Annotated in this window: 17 protein-coding genes and 1 pseudogene; 9 read left to right on the top strand and 9 right to left on the bottom strand. The window is 69.6% G+C overall.

The genetic code is table 11. The features are described 5' to 3' along the window. Positions 1-17: 17 nt before the first annotated feature. Positions 18-1,100 carry a PAC2 family protein gene (locus tag ABZ826_RS17835; RefSeq protein ID WP_361448455.1) on the bottom strand — a complete coding sequence of 361 codons (1,083 nt, stop codon included), beginning with the start codon at positions 1,098-1,100 and terminating at the stop codon, positions 18-20. 255 nt (positions 1,101-1,355) lie between these two features. Here ABZ826_RS17835 and ABZ826_RS17830 point away from each other — a divergent pair, with 255 nt between their 5' ends. The 5 genes from ABZ826_RS17830 (at position 1,356) to ABZ826_RS17810 (ending at position 7,355) form a co-directional block, all read left to right on the top strand. Beyond that, the gene (locus tag ABZ826_RS17830; RefSeq protein WP_361448452.1) at positions 1,356-2,690 is read left to right on the top strand and encodes an L-fuconate dehydratase; all 1,335 of its coding nucleotides are present in this window, start codon (positions 1,356-1,358) and stop codon (positions 2,688-2,690) included. Next, complete coding sequence (locus ABZ826_RS17825; RefSeq protein WP_361448449.1) at positions 2,687-3,466, top strand: SDR family oxidoreductase; 780 nt, start codon at positions 2,687-2,689, stop codon at positions 3,464-3,466. Before ABZ826_RS17830 ends, ABZ826_RS17825 begins: the two co-directional genes overlap by 4 nt. 145 nt (positions 3,467-3,611) lie before the next feature. After that, positions 3,612-4,652 (top strand): sugar ABC transporter substrate-binding protein, encoded by a 1,041-nt coding sequence (locus ABZ826_RS17820; RefSeq protein ID WP_361448446.1) that lies wholly within the window; start codon positions 3,612-3,614, stop codon positions 4,650-4,652. A 133-nt stretch (positions 4,653-4,785) separates the two neighbouring features. Then, a complete protein-coding gene (locus ABZ826_RS17815; RefSeq protein WP_361448443.1) occupies positions 4,786-6,306 on the top strand; it encodes a sugar ABC transporter ATP-binding protein in 1,521 nt (506 codons plus the stop codon). Further along, positions 6,303-7,355 carry an ABC transporter permease gene (locus ABZ826_RS17810; RefSeq protein WP_361448440.1) on the top strand — a complete coding sequence of 351 codons (1,053 nt, stop codon included), beginning with the start codon at positions 6,303-6,305 and terminating at the stop codon, positions 7,353-7,355. The genes ABZ826_RS17815 and ABZ826_RS17810 overlap by 4 nt, the downstream gene beginning before the upstream one ends. Before the next feature lie 99 nt (positions 7,356-7,454). On the opposite strand, the gene ABZ826_RS17805 is transcribed toward ABZ826_RS17810, so the two are convergent. The 6 genes and pseudogenes from ABZ826_RS17805 to ABZ826_RS17780 all read right to left on the bottom strand — a co-directional run bounded on the left by ABZ826_RS17805 (position 7,455) and on the right by ABZ826_RS17780 (position 13,763). Further along, positions 7,455-8,126: a FadR/GntR family transcriptional regulator gene (locus tag ABZ826_RS17805; RefSeq protein ID WP_361448437.1), complete on the bottom strand. Its 672-nt coding sequence runs from the start codon at positions 8,124-8,126 to the stop codon at positions 7,455-7,457. 142 nt (positions 8,127-8,268) lie between these two features. Beyond that, positions 8,269-8,505, bottom strand: a pseudogene (locus tag ABZ826_RS17800) (LLM class flavin-dependent oxidoreductase); the annotation flags it as partial. A gap of 274 nt (positions 8,506-8,779) precedes the next feature. Then, entirely contained in the window at positions 8,780-10,390 is a 1,611-nt protein-coding gene (locus tag ABZ826_RS17795) for a glycerol-3-phosphate dehydrogenase/oxidase (RefSeq protein WP_361448434.1), read from the bottom strand. 5 nt (positions 10,391-10,395) lie between these two features. Then, positions 10,396-11,922 (bottom strand): glycerol kinase GlpK, encoded by a 1,527-nt coding sequence (glpK, locus tag ABZ826_RS17790; protein WP_361448431.1) that lies wholly within the window; start codon positions 11,920-11,922, stop codon positions 10,396-10,398. Positions 11,923-11,978: 56 nt separating this feature from the next. After that, positions 11,979-12,770, bottom strand: coding sequence for an MIP/aquaporin family protein (locus ABZ826_RS17785; protein ID WP_361448428.1), 792 nt, complete (start codon positions 12,768-12,770; stop codon positions 11,979-11,981). A 228-nt stretch (positions 12,771-12,998) separates the two neighbouring features. After that, entirely contained in the window at positions 12,999-13,763 is a 765-nt protein-coding gene (locus ABZ826_RS17780; protein WP_361448425.1) for an IclR family transcriptional regulator, read from the bottom strand. Positions 13,764-14,002: 239 nt separating this feature from the next. On the opposite strand from ABZ826_RS17780, the gene metH reads away from it, so the two are divergent. From metH to ABZ826_RS17765, 3 genes are all read left to right on the top strand, one after another. Next, positions 14,003-17,515, top strand: coding sequence for a methionine synthase (gene metH, locus ABZ826_RS17775; protein WP_361448422.1), 3,513 nt, complete (start codon positions 14,003-14,005; stop codon positions 17,513-17,515). Positions 17,516-17,635: 120 nt separating this feature from the next. Then, a complete protein-coding gene (locus ABZ826_RS17770; protein ID WP_361448419.1) occupies positions 17,636-18,337 on the top strand; it encodes an HAD family phosphatase in 702 nt (233 codons plus the stop codon). 364 nt (positions 18,338-18,701) lie between these two features. Continuing rightward, on the top strand, positions 18,702-20,303 hold the full coding sequence (locus ABZ826_RS17765) for an ABC transporter substrate-binding protein (protein ID WP_361448417.1): 1,602 nt from the start codon (positions 18,702-18,704) through the stop codon (positions 20,301-20,303). A gap of 91 nt (positions 20,304-20,394) precedes the next feature. On the opposite strand, the gene ABZ826_RS17760 is transcribed toward ABZ826_RS17765, so the two are convergent. After that, positions 20,395-21,066, bottom strand: a complete 672-nt coding sequence (locus tag ABZ826_RS17760; protein ID WP_361448414.1) for a response regulator transcription factor — start codon at positions 21,064-21,066, stop codon at positions 20,395-20,397. Between the two features lie 9 nt (positions 21,067-21,075). Further along, on the bottom strand, positions 21,076-21,921 hold the full coding sequence (locus tag ABZ826_RS17755; RefSeq protein ID WP_361448713.1) for a PD-(D/E)XK nuclease family protein: 846 nt from the start codon (positions 21,919-21,921) through the stop codon (positions 21,076-21,078). A 172-nt stretch (positions 21,922-22,093) separates the two neighbouring features. On the opposite strand from ABZ826_RS17755, the gene ABZ826_RS17750 reads away from it, so the two are divergent. After that, entirely contained in the window at positions 22,094-23,344 is a 1,251-nt protein-coding gene (locus tag ABZ826_RS17750; RefSeq protein WP_361448710.1) for a site-2 protease family protein, read from the top strand. Positions 23,345-23,438: the final 94 nt, after the last annotated feature.

The raw sequence follows: 23,438 nt of genomic DNA, 5'->3' as shown, positions 1-23,438 counted from the left end.
GCGCTCCACCGGTCCCGTCAGTCCTTCGAGGAGTCCTCCGGATCCTCAGGGTTCCCGTCGTCGCCGTCGCCGTCGTCGTCCTCCTTGTCGGCCACCTGCCGTCGGCCGGGGCCGCCCGTGGGCGGCGATCCGGGACCGGCGTCGCCGTCGGCATCCGGCCGGACCGGCTTCGGCGGGCGGGTGCGGCCGCTGGAGGTGTCGCGCAGATAGGAGGCGTCCCCGCTCTCCGTCGCGTGCCCGCCGGGCGACTGTCCCGGACCGACATCCCTGCGGCGCAGATAGCGCTCGAACTCCCGGGCGATGGCCTCGCCGCTCGCCTCGGGAAGCTCCGCGGTGTCCCGGGCCTCTTCCAGCGTCTGCACGTATTCCGCCACTTCGCTGTCCTCGGCGGCCAGTTGGTCGACACCGAGCTGCCAGGCGCGGGCGTCCTCCGGCAGTTCGCCCAGCGGGATACGCAGACCGATGAGGTCCTCCAGGCGGTTCAGCAGCGCGAGCGTCGCCTTCGGGTTGGGCGGCTGCGACACGTAGTGCGGCACCGCCGCCCACAGACTCACCGCGGGCACGCCCGCGTGCGTGCATGCCTCCTGGAGGACGCCGACGATCCCCGTCGGACCCTCGTACCTGGTCTCCTCCAGGTCCATGGTCCGCGCCAGATCCGGGTCGGAGGTCACCCCGCTGACCGGCACCGGGCGGGTGTGCGGGGTGTCGCCCAGCAGCGCGCCCAGGATCACCACCATCTCCACGCCCAGTTCATGGGCGAAGCCCAGGAGCTCGTTGCAGAACGAGCGCCAGCGCATGGACGGCTCGATACCTCGGACCAGGACGAGGTCGCGGGGCTTCTCCCCGCCGATACGGACCACGGAGAGGCGGGTGGTCGGCCAGGTGATCTTGCGGACCCCGCCGTCCAGCCAGACCGTCGGCCGGTTGACCTGGAAGTCGTAGTAGTCCTCGGCGTCCAGCGCCGCGAAGACCTCGCCCTTCCACTCCCGGTCCAGGTGCGCGACCGCCGTGGAGGCGGCGTCACCCGCGTCGTTCCACCCCTCGAACGCGGCCACCATGACCGGGTCGATCAGCTCGGGAACCCCCTCGAGCTCGATCACCCAGGCCTCCTTCCGAAGTTCCCTTGCGTACGAACCAACCTTACGGCTTCCGGCCACTCCCGCCGCAGCCCCTGCGCACAGCCGGGTGAACCTGCTCCACGAGAGTGCATCACCGGTCGAATCAGGGCATGGTCCCTGGATACATCCGAGCTGTGTTCGGTCAATTTCGTACCGGCCCTGGACGTTGGGGCCTTCATGACGCTATACATCGGATGACCAGAACAGAGGTCCGATGTTATTCCCCTGGGGGCGCACATGAGTCAGACCGTCACGGATTTCGAGGTCCACGACATCCGTTTTCCGACCTCGGAACAACTGGACGGCTCGGACGCCATGAACCCCGATCCCGACTATTCGGCCGCCTACGTCGTGCTGCGTACCGAACCCCTTCACGACGGCACGGTCTTCGAGGGACATGGCTTCTGCTTCACCATCGGGCGCGGCAACGAGGTGATGGCCGCCGCCATCGAGGCGCTGCGGCCGTACGTGGTCGGGCGTCCGGCACCGCGCACCGCGGCCGACCTCGCGGCCCTGCACCGCGAGCTCACCCATGACTCCCAACTGCGCTGGCTCGGCCCCGAGAAGGGCGTGATGCACATGGCGGCCGGCGCGGTCGTCAACGCGGCCTGGGACCTCGCGGCGAAGCAGGCGGGCCGGCCCGTCTGGCAGTTCCTGGCCGAGATGACGCCCGAGGAGCTCGTCTCCCTCGTCGACTTCCGCTACCTCACCGACGCGCTCACCCCCGATGAGGCCCTCGCGATCCTGCGCGCCGCCGAACCGGGCCGGGCCGAGCGCGCCGAGCGGCTGCGCGCCGAGGGCTACCCGGCGTACACCACCTCGCCCGGCTGGCTGGGATACACCGACGAGAAGCTGGTCAGGCTGGCGAAGGAGGCCGTCGCCGACGGCTTCACCCAGATCAAGCTGAAGGTCGGCGGCGATCTCGGCGACGACGTCCGCAGACTCGCCCTGGCCCGCGAGGCCGTCGGGCCCGACGTCCGGATCGCGGTCGACGCCAACCAGCGCTGGGACGTCGCCGACGCGGTGGAGTGGATGACCGCGCTCGCGCCCTACGAGCCGCACTGGATCGAGGAGCCGACCAGCCCCGACGACGTCCTCGGCCACGCCGCCGTCCGCGCCGGGCAGCCGGTGAAGGTCGCCACCGGCGAACACGTCGCCAACCGCGTCGTGTTCAAGCAGCTGCTGCAGGCCGGGGCCGTCGACTTCGTCCAGATCGACGCGGCACGGGTCGCCGGCGTCAACGAGAACCTCGCGATCCTGCTGCTCGCCGCCAAGTACGGCGTGCCGGTCTGCCCGCACGCGGGCGGTGTCGGGCTGTGCGAGCTGGTCCAGCACCTTTCGATGTTCGACTATGTGGCGGTCTCGGGAAGTTGGGAGAACCGTGTGATCGAGTACGTGGACCATCTCCACGAACACTTCGCCGACCCCACTGTGATCGAGTCCGGCCGTTACGCCGCCCCGAGCTCCCCGGGCTTCTCCGCCCGGATGCTCCCCGAGTCGATCGCCGCACACCGCTATCCGGAGGGCCCCGTATGGCAGGCCCGCCGCACCACCGAGGAGGCTGCCCGATGACCGGCACAAGCGACTTCGAGGGAATGAACGCCCTGGTGACGGGTGGTGCCTCCGGCATCGGCGCCGCTGTCGCGACCATGCTCCTGGCGCGTGGCGCGCGGGTGGCCGTACTCGACCGGGAGACCTCGGGCGCCCCCGAGGGCGTGCTGGCCGTCGAGGCGGACGTCACCGACGACGACGCCGTGCGCGAGGCGGTCGACCGGGCCGCCGCCGAACTGGGCGGCCTGCACACGCTCGTGTCCAACGCGGGCATCGGTTCCATCGGCACGGTCGAGGACAACGCCGACGAGGAGTGGACCCGGGTCCTGGACATCAACGTCCTCGGCATGGTCCGCACCGCCCGGCACGCCCTGCCCCATCTGCGGCGTGCGGCCGCCGAACGCCCCGGCGCGGTCTCGATCACCCAGACCTGCTCGATCGCCGCGACCGCCGGGCTGCCGCAGCGCGCCCTGTACAGCGCGAGCAAGGGCGCGGTCCTCTCGCTGACCCTCGCGATGGCCGCCGACCACGTCCGCGAGGGCGTCCGGGTCAACTGCGTCAACCCGGGCACGGCGGACACCCCGTGGATCGGCCGGCTGGTGGGCCAGGCCGACGACCCGGCCGCCGAGCGTGCGGCGCTGGACGCCCGCCAGCCGCTGGGACGGCTGGTCTCCGCCGACGAGGTGGCCGCCGCGATCGTCTATCTCGCCAGTCCCGCCGCCGCCTCGGTCACCGGCACGGCACTGGCCGTCGACGGAGGCATGCAGGGACTGCGCCTGCGCCCCGCCAAGAGCTGATCGAGGCCGCGCGGTCCCGGGCCTGTCCGGCCCTGATCCGCCGGACGGGCCCGAGCCGCACCACCGGACCGTGCCCCCGCGCACCACGCACCGCCGCTTTGCCCACAGAGCTCCGAGCCGGTACTCCACAAAGGACGGGACACCAATGAGAGTGCGTACGACGAGTGCGGCAGCCTGCGCCGTACTGCTGGCCGTCACTGCCCTCGCGGGCTGCAACCGCGAATCCACCACTGACGGCGCGGGCGGCGGAAAGGTCGGGATCGACCTGCCGCGCAGCGACAGCGACTTCTGGAACTCGTACCAGAACTACGTGGAGAAGGGGGTCAAGGCGGGCGAGGTCAAGGCGCTGCCGCTGACCAACTCGCAGAACGACATCGGCAAGCTGGTCGCCAACGTCCAGACCTTCACCGACCAGGGTGCCAAGGCCGTCGTGATGGCGCCCCAGGACACCGGCGCGATAGCCGAGTCGCTCAACACGCTGAACGAGAAGAAGATCCCGGTCATCAGCGTCGACACCCGCCCCGACAAGGGCAACATCTACATGGTGGTGCGGGCCGACAACAAGGCCTACGGGGCCAACGCCTGCAAGTACCTCGGCGAGCAGCTGAAGGGCAAGGGCAAGGTCGTCGAGTTCCAGGGCGACCTCTCCTCCATCAACGGCCGGGACCGGTCCGAGGCGTTCAAGGCCTGCATGGACAAGGACTTCCCTGGCATCAAGGTCTTCGAGCTGGCCACCGACTGGAAGGGCGACGTCGCCTCCGCCAAGCTCCAGGCCACCCTGACCGCCAACCCCGACATCAACGGCATCTACATGCAGGCCGGCGGTGTCTTCCTGCAGCCCACCCTCGCGCTCCTGGAGCAGAAGAAGCTGCTGAAGCCGGCCGGTACGCCGGGCCACATCACGATCATCTCCAACGACGGCATTCCGGAGGAGTTCGACGCCATCAAGGCCGGGAAGATCGACGCCACGATCTCCCAGCCCGCCGACCTGTACGCGAAGTACGCGCTGTACTACGCCAAGGCGGCGCTGGACGGGAAGACCTTCAAGGTGGGCCCGACCGACCACGACTCGAACATCATCAAGATTCCCAATGGCTTCGAGGACCAGCTTCCCGCGCCCCTGGTGACCAAGGACAACGTGGACGACCCGAAGCTGTGGGCCAATCAGCTAGAGAAGAAGAGCTAGCCGTGACTCCTCCCTCTCGTTGCCGAGAGGGCTTCCCTCTCGGCAACGAAGAGCCGAGACGCGGCCAAGCCCTGACCGCCGCCCGAGGGCAGGGCACCGACATTACTACAGCGCTTCGCTGAGAAGGGGTCTGATGGAAAAGGCACCACCTGCCGTACAGGCGGAAGGCATCGTCAAACGCTTCGGGCCCACCGTGGCGCTCGACGGGGTCCGGCTCACCGTGCGGCCCGGTGAGTCCCACGCCCTCGTCGGCCGCAACGGCGCGGGCAAGTCGACGCTGGTCAGCGTCCTGACCGGGCTCCACAAGGCGGACGCGGGCACGGTCGCGTTCGGCGGGGAGCCCGCGCCCGCCTTCGGGGACACCACGGCCTGGCAGTCGAAGGTCGCCTGCGTCTACCAGAAGTCCATGGTCGTCCCCGATCTGACCGTCGCCGAGAACCTCTTCCTCAACCGATTCGACGACAACTCCCGCTGGATCAGCTGGGGAAGGCTGCGCAGGCGCGCGGAGCGGCTCCTCGCCGACTACGGCGTCCAGGTCGACCCCGCCACCCGGGCGCGCGATCTCGCCGTGGAGCAGCGGCAGTTCGTCGAGATCGCGCGGGCGCTGTCCTTCGGTGCCCGGCTGATCATCCTGGACGAGCCGACCGCCCAGCTCGATGCCCGCGGCATCGGGCGGCTCTTCGACAAGCTCAGGGAACTGCAGAGCCAGGGAGTGGCGTTCCTCTTCATCTCCCACCATCTGCAGGAAGTGTACGAACTGTGCACGGCGGTCACCGTCTACCGCGACGCCCGCCATGTACTGACCGCCCCGGTGGCCGACATCGCCAAGGCCGAACTGGTGGCGGCGATGACCGGCGAGCAGTCCGCCGGCGCCACCGCCTGGCACGCGGGCGCCGACGGCGCGGCGGTACGGGACCAGTCTGCCGCTCCGGTCCTGCGTACCGAAGGGCTCACCCTGGAGGGCCAGTTCGAGCCACTGGACCTGGAGGTCCGTCCCGGTGAGGTGCTGGGCCTCGCCGGCTCCGCGGCCAGCGGCAACACGGCCCTGGGCGAGGCGCTGGCCGGCATGCGCAAGGCGGGCGGGGGCACGGTCTCCGTGCACGGCAGGACCGTGCGATCGGGCAGCGTGCCGCACGCGCTGGACGCCGGGATCGGCTACATCCCAGAGGACCGGCACGACCAGGGCCTCGTACTGGACCGCAGCGTCGCCGAGAACGCCACCCTCACGGTCACCGACCAGCTCGGTCCCTGGGGGAGCGTACTGCCCTCCCGCACCAGGGAGTTCGCACGGTCGATGATCGCCTCGCTGGACATCAAGACACAGGGGCCCGAGCAGCCCGTCTCCGGGCTCTCCGGCGGCAACCAGCAGAAGGTGGTGGTCGCCCGCGCGCTGGCCCGCAAGCCCAGCGTGCTGGTGGCGGTGCGCCCCACCGCGGGTGTGGACGTCAAGTCCAAGGACTCGCTGCTCGGAGTCGTACGGCGGGTGGCCGACGAGGGCAACGCCGCAGTGATCATCTCGGACGAACTGGACGATCTGCGGGTCTGTGACCGGGTGCTCGCCCTGTTCCACGGGCGCGTGGTCGCCACGTTCGCAAGCGGGTGGACCGACGGGGAACTCGTCGCCGCCATGGAAGGTGTGGGGGAAAGGGAATGACCGGCACGGTACGGCCCCCGGCGGCCGACGACATCGACGGAGGGCTGAAGGGCTCTCTGACGGGCGAGAGCCCGCTGGACCGGCTGAAGCTGATCCGGTGGAGCGACTTCTCCCTGGTACCGGTGATCCTGGTGCTGATGGTGATCGGGTTCATCGTCTCGCCGGTGTTCCTGACCTCCGAGAACCTGATCAGCGTCGTCCAGCAGTCCTCGGAGCTCAGCCTGCTGGTCCTGGGCCAGGCGCTGATCCTGATCTGCGGACGGATGGACCTGTCGCTGGAGTCGACGATCGGCATCGCACCGGTCGTCGCGATGTGGCTGGTCCTGCCCGCCGAGGGCGGCCGCTTCGCGGGCCTGGGCCTGCTGCCCACCTGGTCGGCGATCCCGCTCTGTCTGCTGGTGGGCCTCGCCATCGGGGCGGTCAACGGCTTCCTGATGCTGAAGCTGCGGGTCAACGGCTTCATCGCCACGCTCGGCATGCTCACCATGCTGCGCGGCCTCCACATCGGCATCACCGAGGGCAAGTCCATCACCGACGTCCCGGAGTCCTTCCGCTACCTCGGCAAGAGCGAGTGGCTCGGCGCGCCGGCCGCCGTCTGGATCTGCCTGGCTCTGTTCGCCGTGGGCGGCGCCGCGCTGGCCTGGCTGCGTCACGGCCGCTCGCTGTACGCCATCGGCGGCAATCCGGAGGCCGCGCGCGCGGCGGGCATCCGGGTGGACCGGGTCACCTGGATCGTGCTCGCCATCGGCGGCCTGCTGGCGGCCTTCGCGGGCGTCCTCTACACCGGCCACTACGGATCGGTCGCCGCGACCCAGGGCAACGGCTGGATCTTCCAGGTGTTCGCCGCGGCGGTGATCGGCGGCATCAGCCTCAAGGGCGGCCGCGGCACCCTGTTCGGCGCGCTGACCGGCGTACTGACGCTTCAGCTGGTGGTCAATGTGATGACCCTCGGCGGTGTCCCGGCGCTCTGGAACCAGTTCCTCAACGGCGCGATCATCATCGTCGCCCTGGTCATCTCCCGTTTCGCGAGCGGCGAGAAGCAGGACTGAACCCGTTCTCGCAGACGCCGGCGGGGCTGATTCCTCGGCCCCGCCGGTGTCCGACGTGCGGGGCCCGGTGCGGAGCCCCGGTCACCCACCCGCCGTGCGCTACAGCGTCGACCGCAGCCACTGCTCGACGCTCGCCACGTGTACCGTCGCCCAGGCGCGCGCCGCCTCCGCGTCCCGGTCCCGCAGGGCCGAGACGATCGCCCGGTGCTCGTGGAGCGTGCGGCTGACCGCGTCCTCCTGCGTCAGACCTCGCCAGACCCGCGCCCGCGTCGTCGGCCCCGAGAGCCCGTCGAGCAGCGAGCAGAGCACCGAATTCCCGGACGACTGCACGATGCCGCGGTGGAACTCCAGGTCGCAGGCGACCAGCTCCTCCACCGAGGGCTGCCCACCGAGGGCGTCCAACTGGGAGCTGAGCACGTCCAGTTGGGCCTCGCTGATCCGGGTGGCCGCCATGGCCGTCGCGGCCGGTTCCAGGATCCGGCGGACCGCGAGGAATTCGAGCACCGTGTCGTCGCGGTGGAAGTCCACCACGAAGCTCAGTGCCTCCAGCAGCAACTGCGGATCGAGGCTGGTCACATACGTGCCGTCGCCCTGCCGCACATCGAGGATGCGGATCAGCGACAGGGCGCGCACCGCCTCCCGCAGGGAATTGCGGGAGAGCCCCAACTCCGCTGCGAGTTCGCTCTCCTTGGGGAGCCGGTCGCCGGGCCGTAGCGCGCCCGAGACGATCATTCCCTTGATCTTCTCGATCGCCTCGTCGGTGACAGCCATGACGGTCCTCCTGGATCCGGACGGGAATCAGACATCCGATGTCTCTCCTCATTATGCGGGTCGGGAGAGCCGGATGAGCCAGGTCTGCCGCAGGTCGTCGCGGGCACGCGCCGGCCGGGCGGCCGTCGGGGCCGGCCGGCCAGTCCCAGAGCGCCGACGGGGCCTGACGCCGCACCACCGGAGCGATCTCCTCGGCGAACCGCTGCAGCGATTCGATCTGCTCGGGCCCGAAGCCGTCCACGGTGATCGACTGGAGGTCGTGCCCGTACACCTCGTGCCGGCCGAGGATCTTGTCGATGATCTGCTGCGGGCTGCCGATCAGCTGGGGCCCGTCCGCGACGGCCTCCTCGATGGTCCGGAACGGTGTGTTGTAGCCGGCCCATCGAGTACGCGTCGAAGCCCAGCCGCTCCGCGACGACCCCGGTTTCGATCACCTCCCCGAACCGGTCGGCGGGGGAGGGGAGCCGGTGGTCGAGCGGGTGCGGGGCGTGGCCGTGAGGGAGAGCACGGAAAACTTCATGGCTCACCTGTCCCCGTGCCGTATTGCACCCGTATGGCAGCCGTGTGGCGCGTTCACCGCACTGCGGGCCGCCGGACGTGCGGACGGGGCGGCTCCCCCGTGGCAGCCGCCCCGTCCGATCCGTCCGGCCCCGTCAGCTCCGGTCGCCGAGCATGGACTCGACACCGGTCCGGATCTCGTCCGTCGCCAGGCCCCGGATCGTCAGCGTCGTCCGGCGGCGCAGCACGTCGTCCGCCGTCTCGGCCCACTCGTGATCACGCGCGTAGGCGACCTGCGCCCAGATCTCCGGCGCGTCCGGGTGGATGCGCTCGGCCAGCGCCGGGTTCTCGTTCGCCAGCCGTGCGATGTCGAAGGAGAGCGAGCCGTAGTGCGTGGCGAGGTGCCGCGCCGTGTCGGCCGCCATCCGCGGGCCCGGCGCACCGCCGTCGATCAGCAGCCGGTGCGCCACCGCGTTCGGGTTGGCGATGCCGGGCAGCGGGAGCTTCTTCGGCAGCTGGGAGATCGGCTCCATGTCGTCCGCCAGGGGGTGCCCGGGGAGCGCGGCCAGCTTGTTCATCACCGTACGGCCGATGTGGCGGAAGGTCGTCCACTTGCCGCCCGCGACCGACAGCATGCCGCCGCGCCCTTCCGTCACGACCGTCTCGCGCTTGGCCTTGGACGTGTCGCCGGGACCGCCCGGCAGCACCCGCAGGCCCGCGAAGGAGTAGGTGATCAGATCGCGCGACAGCTGCTGGTCCCTGACGGAGAAGGCGGCCTCGTCCAGGATCTGCGCGGTGTCCTTCTCGGTGACCGCGACGTCCGCCGGATCGCCCTCGTACTCCTCGTCCGTCGTGCCGAGCAGCAGCATGTCCTCCCAGGGCAGGGCGAACGTGATCCGGTACTTGTCGATCGGGGTGGCCAGCGCGGCCTTCCAGGGGCTGGTGCGCTTGAGTACCAGGTGCGCGCCCTTGGACAGCCGGATCGAGGGCGCCGCGTTCGGGTCCTCCATCCTGCGCAGGTGATCGACCCACGGACCGGTGGCGTTCAGCACGAGCCGGGCGTCGACGCCGAACTCCGTGCCGTCCGTGCGGTCCTCCAGGTCGGCGCCCGTCACCCGGCCCTTGGTGAACCGCAGCCCGGTCACCGCCGCGTGGTTGAGGACGACCGCGCCCGCGTCGACCGCCGCGCGGACCGTCATCAGCGCCATCCGGGCATCGTTCATCTGGTCGTCGCCGTAGACCGCGACGGCCTTCAGGTTGTCCGTACGCAGCTCCGGCACATCGCGCTGCGCCTTCGCCGGGCTGATCACGTGCCCGACCCCGTCACCGAACGCGGAGAGCGCCGAGTACGCGAACACACCCGCACCGAGCTTGGCCGCGCCGTGCGGTCCGCCCTTGTAGACCGGCAGGTAGAAGGTGAGCGGATTGGCCAGGTGGGGAGCCACCTGACGGGACACCGCACGGCGCTCGAAGTGGTTCTCCGCGACCAGCTTCACCGCACCGGTCTGCAGGTAGCGCAGACCGCCGTGGAGCAGCTTGGAGGAGGCGGAGGACGTGGCACCGGCGAAGTCGCCGGCGTCCACCAGGGCCACCCGCAGCCCGGACTGCGCGGCGTGCCAGGCGGTGGAGATGCCCAGGATGCCGCCACCGATCACCAGGAGGTCGTACGCCGCCTTGGACAGCTGCTCCCGAGTCTCGGCGCGGCTCGGAAGGGAGCCGGAGGCCGGGTGTGTCCCGAGTGCCGGGACGCTCTGCAGGGTGGTCATGGTGATTACTCCTCGTCTTCGAGCCAGCCCATGGTCCGTTCCACGGCCTTGAGCCAGCTCTTGTACTCGCGGTCGCGGGTGTCCGCGGCCATGCGGGGTGTCCACTCGGCGGCCCGGCGCCAGTTGGCGCGCAGCGCGTCGGTGTCCGGCCAGAAGCCGACGGCCAGACCGGCGGCGTAGGCGGCGCCGAGGCAGGTCGTCTCGGCGACCATGGGCCGCACCACGGGTGCGTCCAGGAAGTCGGCGAGCGTCTGCATCAGCAAGTTGTTGGAGGTCATGCCGCCGTCGACCTTGAGGGCGGCGAGCTCGACACCGGAGTCCTTCGTCATGGCGTCGGTGATCTCACGGGTCTGCCAGGCGGTGGCCTCCAGGACGGCGCGGGCGATGTGCGCCTTGGTGACGTACCTGGTCAGACCGGCGATGACGCCACGGGCGTCGGAGCGCCAGTAGGGGGCGAACAGACCGGAGAACGCGGGCACGAAGTACGCGCCGCCGTTGTCCTCGACCGAGGAGGCCAGTGTCTCGATCTCGGCCGCGGACTTGATCAGACCCATCTGGTCGCGCATCCACTGCACCAGCGAGCCGGTGACGGCGATGGAGCCCTCCAGGGCGTAGACCGGCTTCTGGTCGCCGATCCGGTACCCGACGGTCGTCAGCAGTCCGTTGTACGAGTTGACGGGCGTCTCACCGGTGTTCATGAGCATGAAGGTGCCGGTGCCGTACGTGGACTTGGCCTCGCCCTCGGAGAAGCAGGTCTGGCCGAAGAGGGCCGCCTGCTGGTCGCCGAGAGCGGAGGCGACCGGGACACCGGCCAGGACGCCGCCCTTGGCGGTGCCGTACACCTCGGCGGAGGAGCGGATCTCGGGCAGCACGGCCGCCGGAATCTCCATGGAGGCGAGGATCTTGTCGTCCCAGGTCATGGAGTGCAGGTTCATCAGGAGGGTGCGCGAGGCGTTGGTGACGTCGGTGACATGGACGCCGCCGTCGGTGCCGCCGGTCAGGTTCCAGATGACCCAGGAGTCCATGGTGCCGAAGAGGATGTCGCCGCGCTCGGCGCGCTCGCGCAGGCCCTCGACGTTGTCGAGCAGCCAGCGGACCTTGGGGCCCGCGAAGTACGAGGCGAGCGGCAGACCGGTCTCGCGGCGGAAGCGGTCCTGGCCCACGTTGCGGCCGAGCTCCTTGCAGAGCGCGTCGGTGCGGGTGTCCTGCCAGACCAGGGCGTTGTGGACGGGCTCACCGGTGTTCTTGTCCCACAGCAGCGTGGTCTCGCGCTGGTTGGTGATGCCGATCGCCTTCACGTCGGCGGCGGTGATGCCCGCCTTGACGACGGCGCCGGCGACGACCTCCTGGACGTTCTCCCAGATCTCGGTCGCGTTGTGCTCGACCCAGCCCGGCTTGGGGAAGATCTGTTCGTGTTCCTTCTGGTCGACGGAGACGATCCGGCCGTCCTTGTCGAAGACGATGCAGCGGCTGGAGGTGGTGCCCTGGTCGATGGCCGCGATGAACGGGCCGGTGGTGTGTGCGTCGGTCACGGTGTGCTCCCGGAAGTCTGTGTGGTCTGGAGGGTCACGGCTCTGTGCGTCACGGCTCAGGCGAAGGCGACGTTGTAGAGCCCGCCCGCGATCGCGCCGCCGATGAGCGGTCCGACGACCGGGATCCAGGCGTAGCCCCAGTCGGAACCGCCCTTGTTCGGCAGCGGCAGCAGCGCGTGCACGATACGCGGACCGAGGTCGCGAACCGGGTTGATCGCGTAACCCGTCGGGCCGCCGAGCGAGAGACCGATACCGACGACGACGAGAGCGGTGACCATGGCGCCGAGCGTGCCGAGGCCGTTTCCGTCGTTGTTGAGGCCCTGGGTGAGGATCGCCAGGACGAGCACGACGGTGGCGATGACCTCGGTGGCGAGGTTCTGCACGGCGTTGCGGATCTCGGGGCCGGTGGAGAAGACGCCGAGGACCGGGCCCGCCTTCGGAGCGGCGGCCTGGTCGACCATGGCCTCTTCACCCGACTGGGCGCCCGTGATCTCCGGATCGGTGAGATGCGCCCGGAACTGCCCGTAGTACGTCAGCCAGACCAGCACCGCGCCGATCATCGCGCCGAGCAGCTGGGAGCCGAGGTACAGCGGTACGTCGCTCCACTTGGTGCCGCCCTCGATCGCGAGAGCGATCGTGACCGCCGGGTTGAGATGCGCGCCGGAAACGCCACCGGCCAGATACGCGCCGGTCAGCACGGCGAAACCCCACCCGAAGGTGATGGCGAGCCAGCCGGCGTTCTGCGCCTTGGAGCGCTTGAGAGTGACGGCGGCACAGACACCACCGCCGAGCAGGATGAGTACGGCGGTACCTATGGTTTCGCCGATGAAGATGTCGGAGCTGGACACCCGCGACTCCTTTGTCCTTCGTCCAGGGAAGCCGAACCCCGGGTCCCTCCGGTGGTCCGCGCCCTCACGCGAGGGCGTTTTCCGGCCCTTGGCGCTGTCACACCCTAACGCGAATTTCCGTTAGCTGTTCGACAATGCCGACCGCTGAACGGCAGTGTTTCTCCCAGGTGAATCAGGCGTCAAGGGTTGTGTGGCCTATAACTCGATCGTTACCGCCGGCCGCGGCGGTCAGAAGGGCCGGGCGCCCAGGTCCCGGGAGACGGCGCGGGCGCAGTCGCGCACCGCGGCGATCAGCTCGGGGCGCAGCTTCCCGCCCGCGCAGACCCGCTCCACCGCCCCGGTCACGGCAACCGCGCCGACCGGCATCCGCCGCCGGTCGTGGATCGGGGCGGCCACCGCGGCCACGCCCTCCCAGGTCTCCTCCACGTCGGCCGCCCAGCCGCGCGCCCGGATCAGGTCGAGCATCGCCTCGAACTCCTCCGCGTCGGTGACGGTGCGCGGAGTGAAGGGCTGCCGCTCGGCCTCCAGGGCCTCGGTGTGCGCCACCGGGTCGTATGCCGCGAGCACCTTGCCCAGGGCCGTGGAGTGCAGCGGCTGCATGGCCCCGACCTCCAGGACCTGCCGGCTGTCGTCGGGCCGGAAGACGTGGTGGACGATGAGCACGCCCTGCTGGTGCAGGACTCCGAGATGGGTGCTCTCGCCGCTGGAGCGGGCCAGGTCGTCCGTCCAGACGAGCGCGCGGGCCCGCAGCTCGTGGACGTCCAGGTAGCTGTTGCCCAGCCGCAACAGCTCGGCGCCCAGCTGGTAGCGGCCGGACGCCGTGTCCTGCTCGACGAAGCCCTCGTGCTGGAGCGTGCGCAGGATGCCGTGTGCGGTGCCCTTGGCCAGGCCCAGTGAGGAGGCGATGTCGGACAGCCCCAGCCGACGCTCGCCACCTGCCAGCAGGCGCAGCATCGCCGCCGCCCGTTCCAGCGACTGGATGTTCTTGGCCATCGCGCCGTACTCCTCCACCTCGGTTCGACAATGCTGAACACTATCGGTCGATGCCGACCCGTGCTCGATCACAGAGGAAAACTGCGGTCACCACTCGATTCGGCCATCCCCCCGCACAGCATGCCGTCCGTTCCGTGGGACGGAGTGACGGCCCCGGGCGCCGCCCGGCTAGGCTGGCCTGGTGCGCCTTCCACCGAAGCCGCAAAGCCGACAGCCGTCGCATCCCAGGGAGTAAATCCATGGCCTCGTCGCCGACCCCTTCCGCCGACAGCCGGAACCGAGCCGAAGCCCTCCGCGAGGCGCTCGCCACCCGGGTGGTGGTGGCCGACGGTGCCATGGGCACCATGCTCCAGGCGCAGGACCCCACCCTTGAGGACTTCCAGAACCTCGAAGGCTGCAACGAGATCCTGAACGTCACCCGCCCCGACATCGTGCGCTCCGTGCACGAGGAGTACTTCGCCGTCGGCGTGGACTGCGTCGAGACGAACACCTTCGGCGCCAACGCCTCCGCCCTGGGCGAGTACGAGATCGCCGAGCGGATCCACGAGCTCTCGGAGTCGGGCGCGCGCATCGCCCGCGAGGTCGCCGACGCGTTCACCGCGTCCACCGGACAGCAGCGCTGGGTGCTCGGCTCCATGGGGCCCGGTACGAAGCTGCCCACGCTGGGGCACGCTCCCTACACCGCGCTGCGGGACGGCTTCCAGCGGAACGCCGAGGGTCTGATCGCCGGCGGTGCGGACGCGCTCATCATCGAGACGACGCAGGACCTGCTGCAGACCAAGGCCGCCGTACTGGGCGCGCGGCGCGCCCTGGAGGCGATGGGCAGCGATCTCCTGGTGCTGTGTTCGCTGGCGTTTGAGACCACCGGAACCATGCTGCTCGGTTCCGAGATCGGGGCCGCGCTGACCGCGCTGGAACCGCTCGGCGTCGACATGATCGGTCTGAACTGCTCGACCGGCCCCGCCGAGATGAGCGAGCACCTGCGCTACCTCACGCGCCACTCCCGTATCCCGCTGCTCTGCATGCCGAATGCCGGACTGCCGGTGCTCACCAAGGACGGGGCGCACTTCCCGCTCGGTCCCGAGGGGCTAGCCGACGCCCAGGAGACGTTCGTCCAGGAGTACGGCCTCTCGCTGGTCGGCGGCTGCTGCGGTACGACCCCCGAGCACCTGCGCCGGCTCGTCGAGCGCGTCCGCGGCGCCGCGCTCACCCCCCGCGCGCCCCGTCCCGAGCCGGGCGCCGCCTCCCTCTACCAGACGGTGCCGTTCCGGCAGGACACCGCCTACCTGGCGATCGGCGAGCGCACGAACGCCAACGGATCGAAGAAGTTCCGCGAGGCGATGCTGGAGGCCCGCTGGGACGACTGCGTGGAGATGGCGCGCGACCAGATCCGCGAGGGCGCGCACATGCTCGACCTGTGCGTGGACTACGTCGGCCGCGACGGCGTCGCCGACATGGAGGAGCTGGCCGGACGTTTCGCCACCGCCTCCACGCTCCCGATCGTGCTGGACTCCACCGAGCTGCCGGTCCTGCGCGCCGGGCTGGAGAAGCTCGGCGGCCGGGCCGTCCTCAACTCGGTCAACTACGAGGACGGGGACGGCCCCGAGTCGCGGTTCGCCAAGGTCACCGCGCTGGCCGTCGAGCACGGCGCCGCGCTGATCGCGCTGACCATCGACGAGGAGGGCCAGGCCCGTACCGTCGAGCACAAGGTCGCCGTCGCCGAGCGGCTGATCGAGGACCTGACCGGGAACTGGGGCATCCACGAGTCGGACATCCTCATCGACACCCTGACCTTCACGATCTGCACCGGCCAGGAGGAGTCCCGGGGCGACGGCATCGCCACGATCGGGGCGATCCGCGAGCTGAAGAAGCGCCACCCCGACGTCCAGACCACGCTCGGCCTGTCCAACATCTCCTTCGGCCTCAACCCGGCCGCCCGGGTCGTCCTGAACTCCGTCTTCCTCGACGAGTGCGTCAAGGCGGGTCTCGACTCCGCGATCGTGCACGCCTCCAAGATCCTGCCGATCGCGCGCCTCGACGAGGAGCAGGTGAAGGTCGCGCTCGACCTCGTCTACGACCGCCGCGCCGAGGGCTACGACCCGCTGCAGAGGCTGATGGAGCTGTTCGAGGGCGTCAGCACGAAGTCGATGAAGGCCGGCAAGGCCGAGGAACTCCTCGCCTTGCCGCTCGACGAGCGCCTCCAGCGCCGCATCATCGACGGCGAGAAGAACGGCCTGGAGAGCGATCTGGACGAGGCGTTGCAGTCGCGTCCGGCGCTGGACATTGTCAACGACACCCTGCTGGAGGGCATGAAGGTCGTCGGTGAACTCTTCGGCTCAGGTCAGATGCAGCTGCCGTTCGTGCTCCAGTCCGCCGAGGTCATGAAGACCGCGGTGGCCTATCTGGAGCCGCACATGGAGAAGTCCGACGCCGAGGGCAAGGGCACCATCGTGCTGGCCACGGTCCGTGGCGACGTCCACGACATCGGCAAGAACCTCGTCGACATCATCCTGTCCAACAACGGCTTCAACGTGGTCAATCTCGGCATCAAGCAGCCCGTCTCCGCGATCCTGGACGCCGCCCAGGAGCACCGCGCCGACGTCATCGGCATGTCCGGTCTCCTGGTGAAATCCACCGTGATCATGAAGGAGAACCTGGAGGAGCTGAACCAGCGCAAGCTGGCCGCCGAATACCCGGTGATCCTCGGCGGCGCCGCGCTCACCCGCGCCTACGTCGAGCAGGACCTCCACGAGATCTACGAGGGCGAGGTCCGCTACGCTCGCGACGCGTTCGAGGGGCTGCGCCTGATGGACGCGCTGGTCGCGGTCAAGCGCGGTGTTCCGGGCGCGACCCTGCCGGAGCTCAAGCAGCGCCGCGTGCCCAAGCGCGACACGGCGGTGCTGGAGGTCGACGAGCCCGAGGAGGGCGTTCGCTCCGACGTCGCCGTCGACAACCCGGTCCCCGAGCCCCCGTTCTGGGGGACCCGGGTCGTCAAGGGCATCCAGCTCAAGGAGTACGCGTCCTGGCTGGACGAGGGCGCGCTCTTCAAGGGCCAGTGGGGCCTCAAGCAGGCCCGCGCCGGTGACGGACCGACGTACGAGGAACTGGTCGAGACCGAGGGCCGCCCGCATCTGCGCGGCTGGCTCGACAAGCTCCACACCGAGAACCTGCTGGAAGCCGCCGTCGTGTACGGCTACTTTCCCTGCGTCTCCAAGGGCGACGATCTGATCCTGCTCCACGAGGACGGCTCCGAGCGCACCCGCTTCACTTTCCCGCGCCAGCGCCGCGGCCGACGCCTCTGCCTGGCGGACTTCTTCCGCCCCGAGGAGTCCGGGGAGACGGATGTGATCGGCCTCCAGGTCGTCACCGTCGGTTCGAAGATCGGCGGCGAGACCGCCAAGCTCTTCGAGACCAACTCCTACCGCGACTACCTGGAGCTGCACGGCCTGTCCGTACAGCTGGCCGAGGCGCTGGCCGAGTACTGGCACGCCCGGGTCCGCTCCGAGCTGGGCTTCGGCGGCGAGGACCCGGCCGACGTCGAGGACATGTTCGCGCTGAAGTACCGCGGCGCGCGCTTCTCCCTCGGCTACGGCGCCTGCCCCGAGCTGGAGGACCGGGCGAAGATCGCCGAGCTGCTCGGGCCCGAGCGGATCGGGGTGCATCTCTCGGAGGAGTTCCAGCTCCACCCGGAGCAGTCCACCGACGCGATCGTCATCCACCACCCGGAGGCGAAGTACTTCAACGCGCGGTAAGACCACGTTCAACGCGTGGTAGCAGGTCAAGTCGTACACTTGTCGGTCCAGTGCAGGCCGGTCGTCCTTCCCACGGGAAAAGACGGCCGGCCTTCTCGTCCCTTACGGAAGGTGTGCCGGATGACCAGCACGGTTCCCGCGTCCATGACCCGCACGGCCGAAGGCGCCGCGTTGCAGGCCGTCCTGCTCGACATGGACGGCACCCTCGTCGATACCGAGGGCTTCTGGTGGGACGCCGAGGTGGAGGTCTTCGCCGAGCTCGGGCACCAGCTCGACGAGGCATGGCGGGACGTGGTGGTCGGCGGGCCGATGACCCGCAGTGCCGGCTACCTCATGGACGTCACCGGTGCGGACATCACCCTGGCCGAACTCACCGTGCTGCTCAACGACCGCTTCGAGGAGCGCATCGGCCGCGGTGTGCCGCTGATGCCCGGCGCGGCACGACTGCTGGCCGAACTGGCCCGACACGAGATCCCCACCGCACTGGTCTCCGCCTCGCACCGGCGGATCATCGACCGCGTGCTGGACTCGATGGGCCACCACCACTTCTCCCTCACCGTCGCGGGCGACGAGGTCTCCCGTACCAAGCCGCACCCGGAGCCCTATCTCACCGCCGCGTCCGGCTTCGGGGCGGCACCCGAGCGCTGCGCGGTCATCGAGGACACGGCCACCGGCGTCGCGGCCGCGGAGGCCGCCGGCTGCCGGGTGGTCGCCGTCCCGTCCGTGGCACCGATCGCCCCCGCGTCCGGCCGGGTCGTCGTACGGTCGCTGGAAGAAGTCGATCTCGCATTTCTCCGGAGCCTGGTCACGGGAATGCGATGACCCGCGCACCGAGAGTGATTCTGTGAATGAAGCGAAAAGCTCTCGGCGTCGAATGGTGCACTTTCTGTCGTACGTCAGTGCGTAAGCCGGACGCACGGCAAGGGCGAAATGGAGATTCCAGCGTGAACTTTGTCACCCGAATCGTATCCGAGGGCCTTTCAAGATCCACCCAGGTGTCCGTTTCGTGGTGTCGAAGTATCCCGATTGATGGGGACCTGTGTGAAACGGTCCCGGCAGAGGAAAGCGGCTCGCCGTTATTTCCCATCACCGTCCGATGACACATCCGGACATCTCCCGTCCGGCATTGCCGATGGCGCCCACTAATGTCGCTGTCTCAATGCCGGGATGAGGGAGAGCGTCCAAGATGAACCGCAAGACTCTGGTGCTGCCGGCCGTCGTCGGCCTGCTGACGCCCGCACTCGCCGCCTGCGGCGCGTCGGGCGGCGGGGGCGATGGCAGGGCCGCCATCGTTGTCGGCACCACGGACCAGTTCGTCGCCTCCAAGGACAGCCCCGCGCCGCTCGACCCCGCCATCGGCTACGAGGCGGGGGTGTGGAACGTGCTCCGGCAGACCGTGCAGACCCTCACGCACGTGCCGCGCGGCGGCGGCGAGCCCGTCCCCGAGGCGGCGGAGAGCTGCACTTTCACGGACACGCAGAACGAGAGCTACCGCTGCAAACTGCGCAGCGGACTGAGGTTCGCCGGCGGCAGGGCCGTCACCGCCGATGACGTGAAGTACTCCATCGACCGCGTCATCCGTATCAACGCCGCCAACGGGCCCGTCGCCCTGCTCGCCAACATCGACACGGTCGAGACGCGGGGCGAGCGGGAGGTCATCTTCCATCTCCGCACCCCGGACGCGACGTTCCCGTACAAGCTCGCCACCCCGGTCGCCGGGATCGTGCCGCGGAGCAAGTACGCGGCGAAGTCCGCGCGTACCGGATTCCAGGTGGACGGATCCGGTCCGTACACCATGAAGCCGGAAATCGAGCACAACCAGGTCCGCAAGATCCTCTTCACCAGGAATCCCCACTACAAGGGGGATCTGAAGGTGCGGAACGAAAAGGTCGAGCTGGACGTCTTCCGCGACTCGACGGCCATGGGCAAGGCCCTCGACGACAAGAAGATAGACATGATGACCCGCACCATGTCGCCGGAGCAGTCCCAGCAGATGCTCGAAAAGCCCAAGGACGGCATCAAGCTCACCGAGATGCCCGGTTTCGCCATCCATTTCCTGGGCTTCAACACCAACGACCCGGCCGTGAAGAACAAGGCCGTCCGCCAGGCCATGGCCCAGGTCGTCGACCGCGGTGAGATCGCGAGCAAGGTGTACGGCACCACGGCCGAGCCGCTGTACTCGCTGATCCCGTCCGGCATCACCGCGCACGCCAACTCGTTCTACAACAAGTACAGCGAACCCAGCGCCACGAAGGCTGCGGAGATCCTGGACGTCGCGGGCATCGACACCCCTGTGAAGCTCACCCTCCACTACCCGACCGACCGTGCCGGCGCGGGCACCGCCGCCGAGTTCGAAACCCTGAAGAAGCAGTTCGACGACACCGGCCTGTTCGACGTCACCGTCCAGGGCACCGCCTGGGCGAAGTACCGCCCCGCACAGCTGCGCGGCGACTACGCCGTGTACGGCATGGGTTGGTTCCCCGACTTCCCGGACCCCGACAACTACATGGCGCCGTTCCTCGACAAGAACAACTTCCTCAACTCGCCCTACAGGTCGACGTCGGCCCAGAAGACGCTCATTCCGCAGTCCCGCCGCGAAGCCGACCGCAGTGCCTCGACCAAGACCTTCGAGCGGCTCCAGGACATCGTCGCCGACGACGTCCCCGTACTGCCGATCTGGCAGGGCAAGCAGTACGTCGCGTCCCGCGAAGACCTCACCGGTGTCGAATGGGCGGTCAACTCCTCCGCCGACCTCCAGCTCTGGGAGCTGGGCGACGGCACCGTCTGAACCCCGCCGGCCACGGACGACGCCCCGGCCGAACCCGGCCGGGGCGTCGTCCGTGCCCCGGACCGCTTCCGGGGCCGCCGCTCGGGGCCGCTCACTGGGCGCCGGGGCGCACCAGGCCGCTCTCGTAGGCGTACACCGCCGCCTGCACCCGGTCGCGCAGACCGAGCTTGGTCAGCACATGGCCGACATGCGTCTTGACCGTCGTCTCACTGACGAACAGATCCGCGGCGATCTCCGCGTTCGACAGTCCGCGCGCCACCAGCTTCAGCACCTCGACCTCACGGTCCGTCAGCGTGTGCAGGGTGTCGGGCACCGGCTCCTCGCCGGACGGCAGATGGTCCGCGTACTTGTCGAGCAGCCTGCGGGTGATGCTCGGCGCCAGCATCGCCTCACCCGCCGCGACCACACGGATCGCCTGCACCAGCTCATGGGCGGGAGCGTCCTTCAGCAGGAAGCCGCTGGCGCCCGCGCGCAGCGCCTCCACCACGTACTCGTCGAGATCGAACGTGGTCAGCACCAGGACCTTCGCCGGACCGTCCCGGCCGGGACCGGTGATCTGACGCGTCGCCTCGACGCCGTCCATCCGCGGCATACGGATGTCCATCAGCACCACATCGGGCTGCAGCGCCCGCACCTGGTCGAGAGCCTGGAGACCGTCACCGGCCTCGCCCACCACCGCGAGATCACCTTCCGCCTCCAGAATCATCCGGAAGCCGGTGCGCAGCAGCGGTTGGTCATCGACCAGTAGGACGCGGATAGCCACAAGGTCTCCTCAAGGTCCTTCGGGGGCCACAGGCCGGCCGGCCTCAGCGCGGACCGGATCCATTCTGCCCTGCACGTCCTGCTCCGACTCCGCCGGGCGTACCGACAACGGATAGAGCGGGGGAGTACCGCCGAATTCGGGACAGACCGCCTGGTGGTCGCACCAGCCGCAGAGCTTCGTCGGCCGGGGCCGCCACTCACCCGTCTCGGTCGCCAGCCGGATCGCGTCCCAGAGCGCCAGCAGCTTCCGCTCCACCCGCTCCAGGTCCGCCACCACCGGGTCGTACGTCAGGATGTCGCCGCTGCCGAGATAGACGAGCTGGAGACGGCGCGGCACCACGCCCTTCAGCCGCCAGATCACCAGGGCGTAGAACTTCATCTGGAAGAGCGCGCCCTCCGCGTACTCCGGACGCGGTGCCTTCCCCGTCTTGTAGTCGACGATCCGGACCTCGCCCGTGGGTGCCACATCGATCCGGTCGATCACCCCGCGCAGCCGCAGCCCCGACTCCAGCTCCGTCTCGACGAACAGCTCGCGCTCGGCGGGCTCCAGCCGCGTCGGGTCCTCCAGCGAGAACCACCGCTCCACCAGGCTCTCCGCCTCCGAGAGCCAGCGCGCAAGACGCTGGCCCCCGGCATCCTCCCCGAACAGCTCGGACAGCTCCGGCTTCGACTCCAGCAGCCGGTCCCACTGGGCGGGGATCAGCGCCGTCGCCCGGCCTGCCGTGCGCTCCACCGCCGGATTGTCGAAGAGCCGCTCCAGCACCGCATGCACCAGCGTGCCCCGGGTAGCCGCTTCGCTGGGCTTCTCGGGCAGTTTGTCGATGACCCGGAAGCGGTACAGCAAAGGACACTGCATGAAATCACTGGCCCGCGACGGCGACAGGGACGTGGGCGGCTGAGCGTGCCGCGGCAGGGAGGTCATGTCGAAGACCCTACGGCCCCCCACTGACACTCGGCGGCATACCATCGACCACACACCCCCGGAACACTGAACGACCGTGCCGCAGGGCACCGACCGAAGGGACCTCGTGGACGAGAGCGGCGACAGCGGGCGGCCGCAGCCCGGCGCAGGGGGAACGGCCCCCGGCGCCGGCCCCGACAAGGGCGAACCGCGGCGCCCCGAAGAGCCGGGCGGCGGGCTCCTCATGGGCCGCCCCTTCGGTGTGCCCGTGTACGTCGCGCCCAGCTGGTTCCTCGTCGCCGCACTGATCACCTGGGTCTTCGGCGGCCAGCTCGAACGAGTGCTGCCCGAGCTCGGCGCGGCGCGCTACCTGGTCTCCCTCTTCTTCGCGATCGCCTTCTACGCCTCGGTACTCGTCCACGAACTCGCCCACACGGTCGTCGCCCTGCACTACAAGCTGCCGGTGCGCCGTATCCAGCTCCAGTTCTTCGGCGGCGTCTCCGAGATCGAGAAGGAGTCCGAGACCCCCGGCCGCGAATTCCTGCTCGCCTTCGTCGGCCCCTTGCTCTCCCTGGTGCTCGCCGGCCTCTTCTACGCCGGGATGACGTTCGTCGAGCCCGGCACCGTGCCCGGCGTCCTCCTCGCCGGACTGATGATCTCCAACCTCCTGGTGGCCGCCTTCAACCTCCTCCCCGGCCTCCCCCTGGACGGTGGGCGCATGCTCCGCGCCGTCGTCTGGAAGATCACCGGCCGCCCGATGAGCGGCACCGTCGCGGCCGCCTGGGTCGGCCGCGCCCTCGCCGTCGTCACCCTCATCGGCCTTCCGCTGCTCACCCGCACCGGTTCGTTCGGGAACGACCCCCGCGATCTCAGCGGCATGGACACCGTCACCGACGCGCTGCTCGCCGCCATCCTCGCCGCCATCATCTGGACCGGAGCGGGCAACAGCCTGCGCATGGCACGCCTGCGCGAGCACCTTCCCGAGCTGCGCGCCCGCACCCTCACCCGGCGCGCCGTCCCGGTGGAGGCCGACACCCCGCTCTCCGAGGCCCTGCGCCGGGCCAACGAAGCGGGCGCCCGCGCCCTCGTCGTCGTCGACGGACACGGCGAACCCAAGGGCGTCGTCCGGGAAACGGCCATCGTCTCCATCCCCGAACACCGCCGCCCCTGGGTCGCCGTCAGCGGCCTCGCCCAGGACCTCACCGAGGGCATGAAGGTCTCCGCCGAGCTGGTCGGCGAAGCACTGCTGGACCGGCTCAAGGCCAGCCCCGCCACCGAATACCTCGTCCTTGAGGAGACCGGCGAGATCTACGGCGTGCTGTCCACCGCCGACGTCGAGCGGGCGTTCGTCGCGGCCCTGGCCAGGCCCGCCGCCTGAGCTTGACGTTTAACCTCGCCTGTCACCCGACCTGCTGATCTGCGGTTCTTCGCGGGACAGCAGCGGCGGCCGTTCTCCACGCTTCGAGATGTCG

This window comes from Streptomyces sp. NPDC047515, from assembly GCF_040643055.1.
In the GTDB taxonomy this organism is placed as follows: Bacteria; Actinomycetota; Actinomycetes; order Streptomycetales; family Streptomycetaceae; genus Streptomyces.
This window is presented reverse-complemented; position numbering and strand designations above follow the sequence as displayed.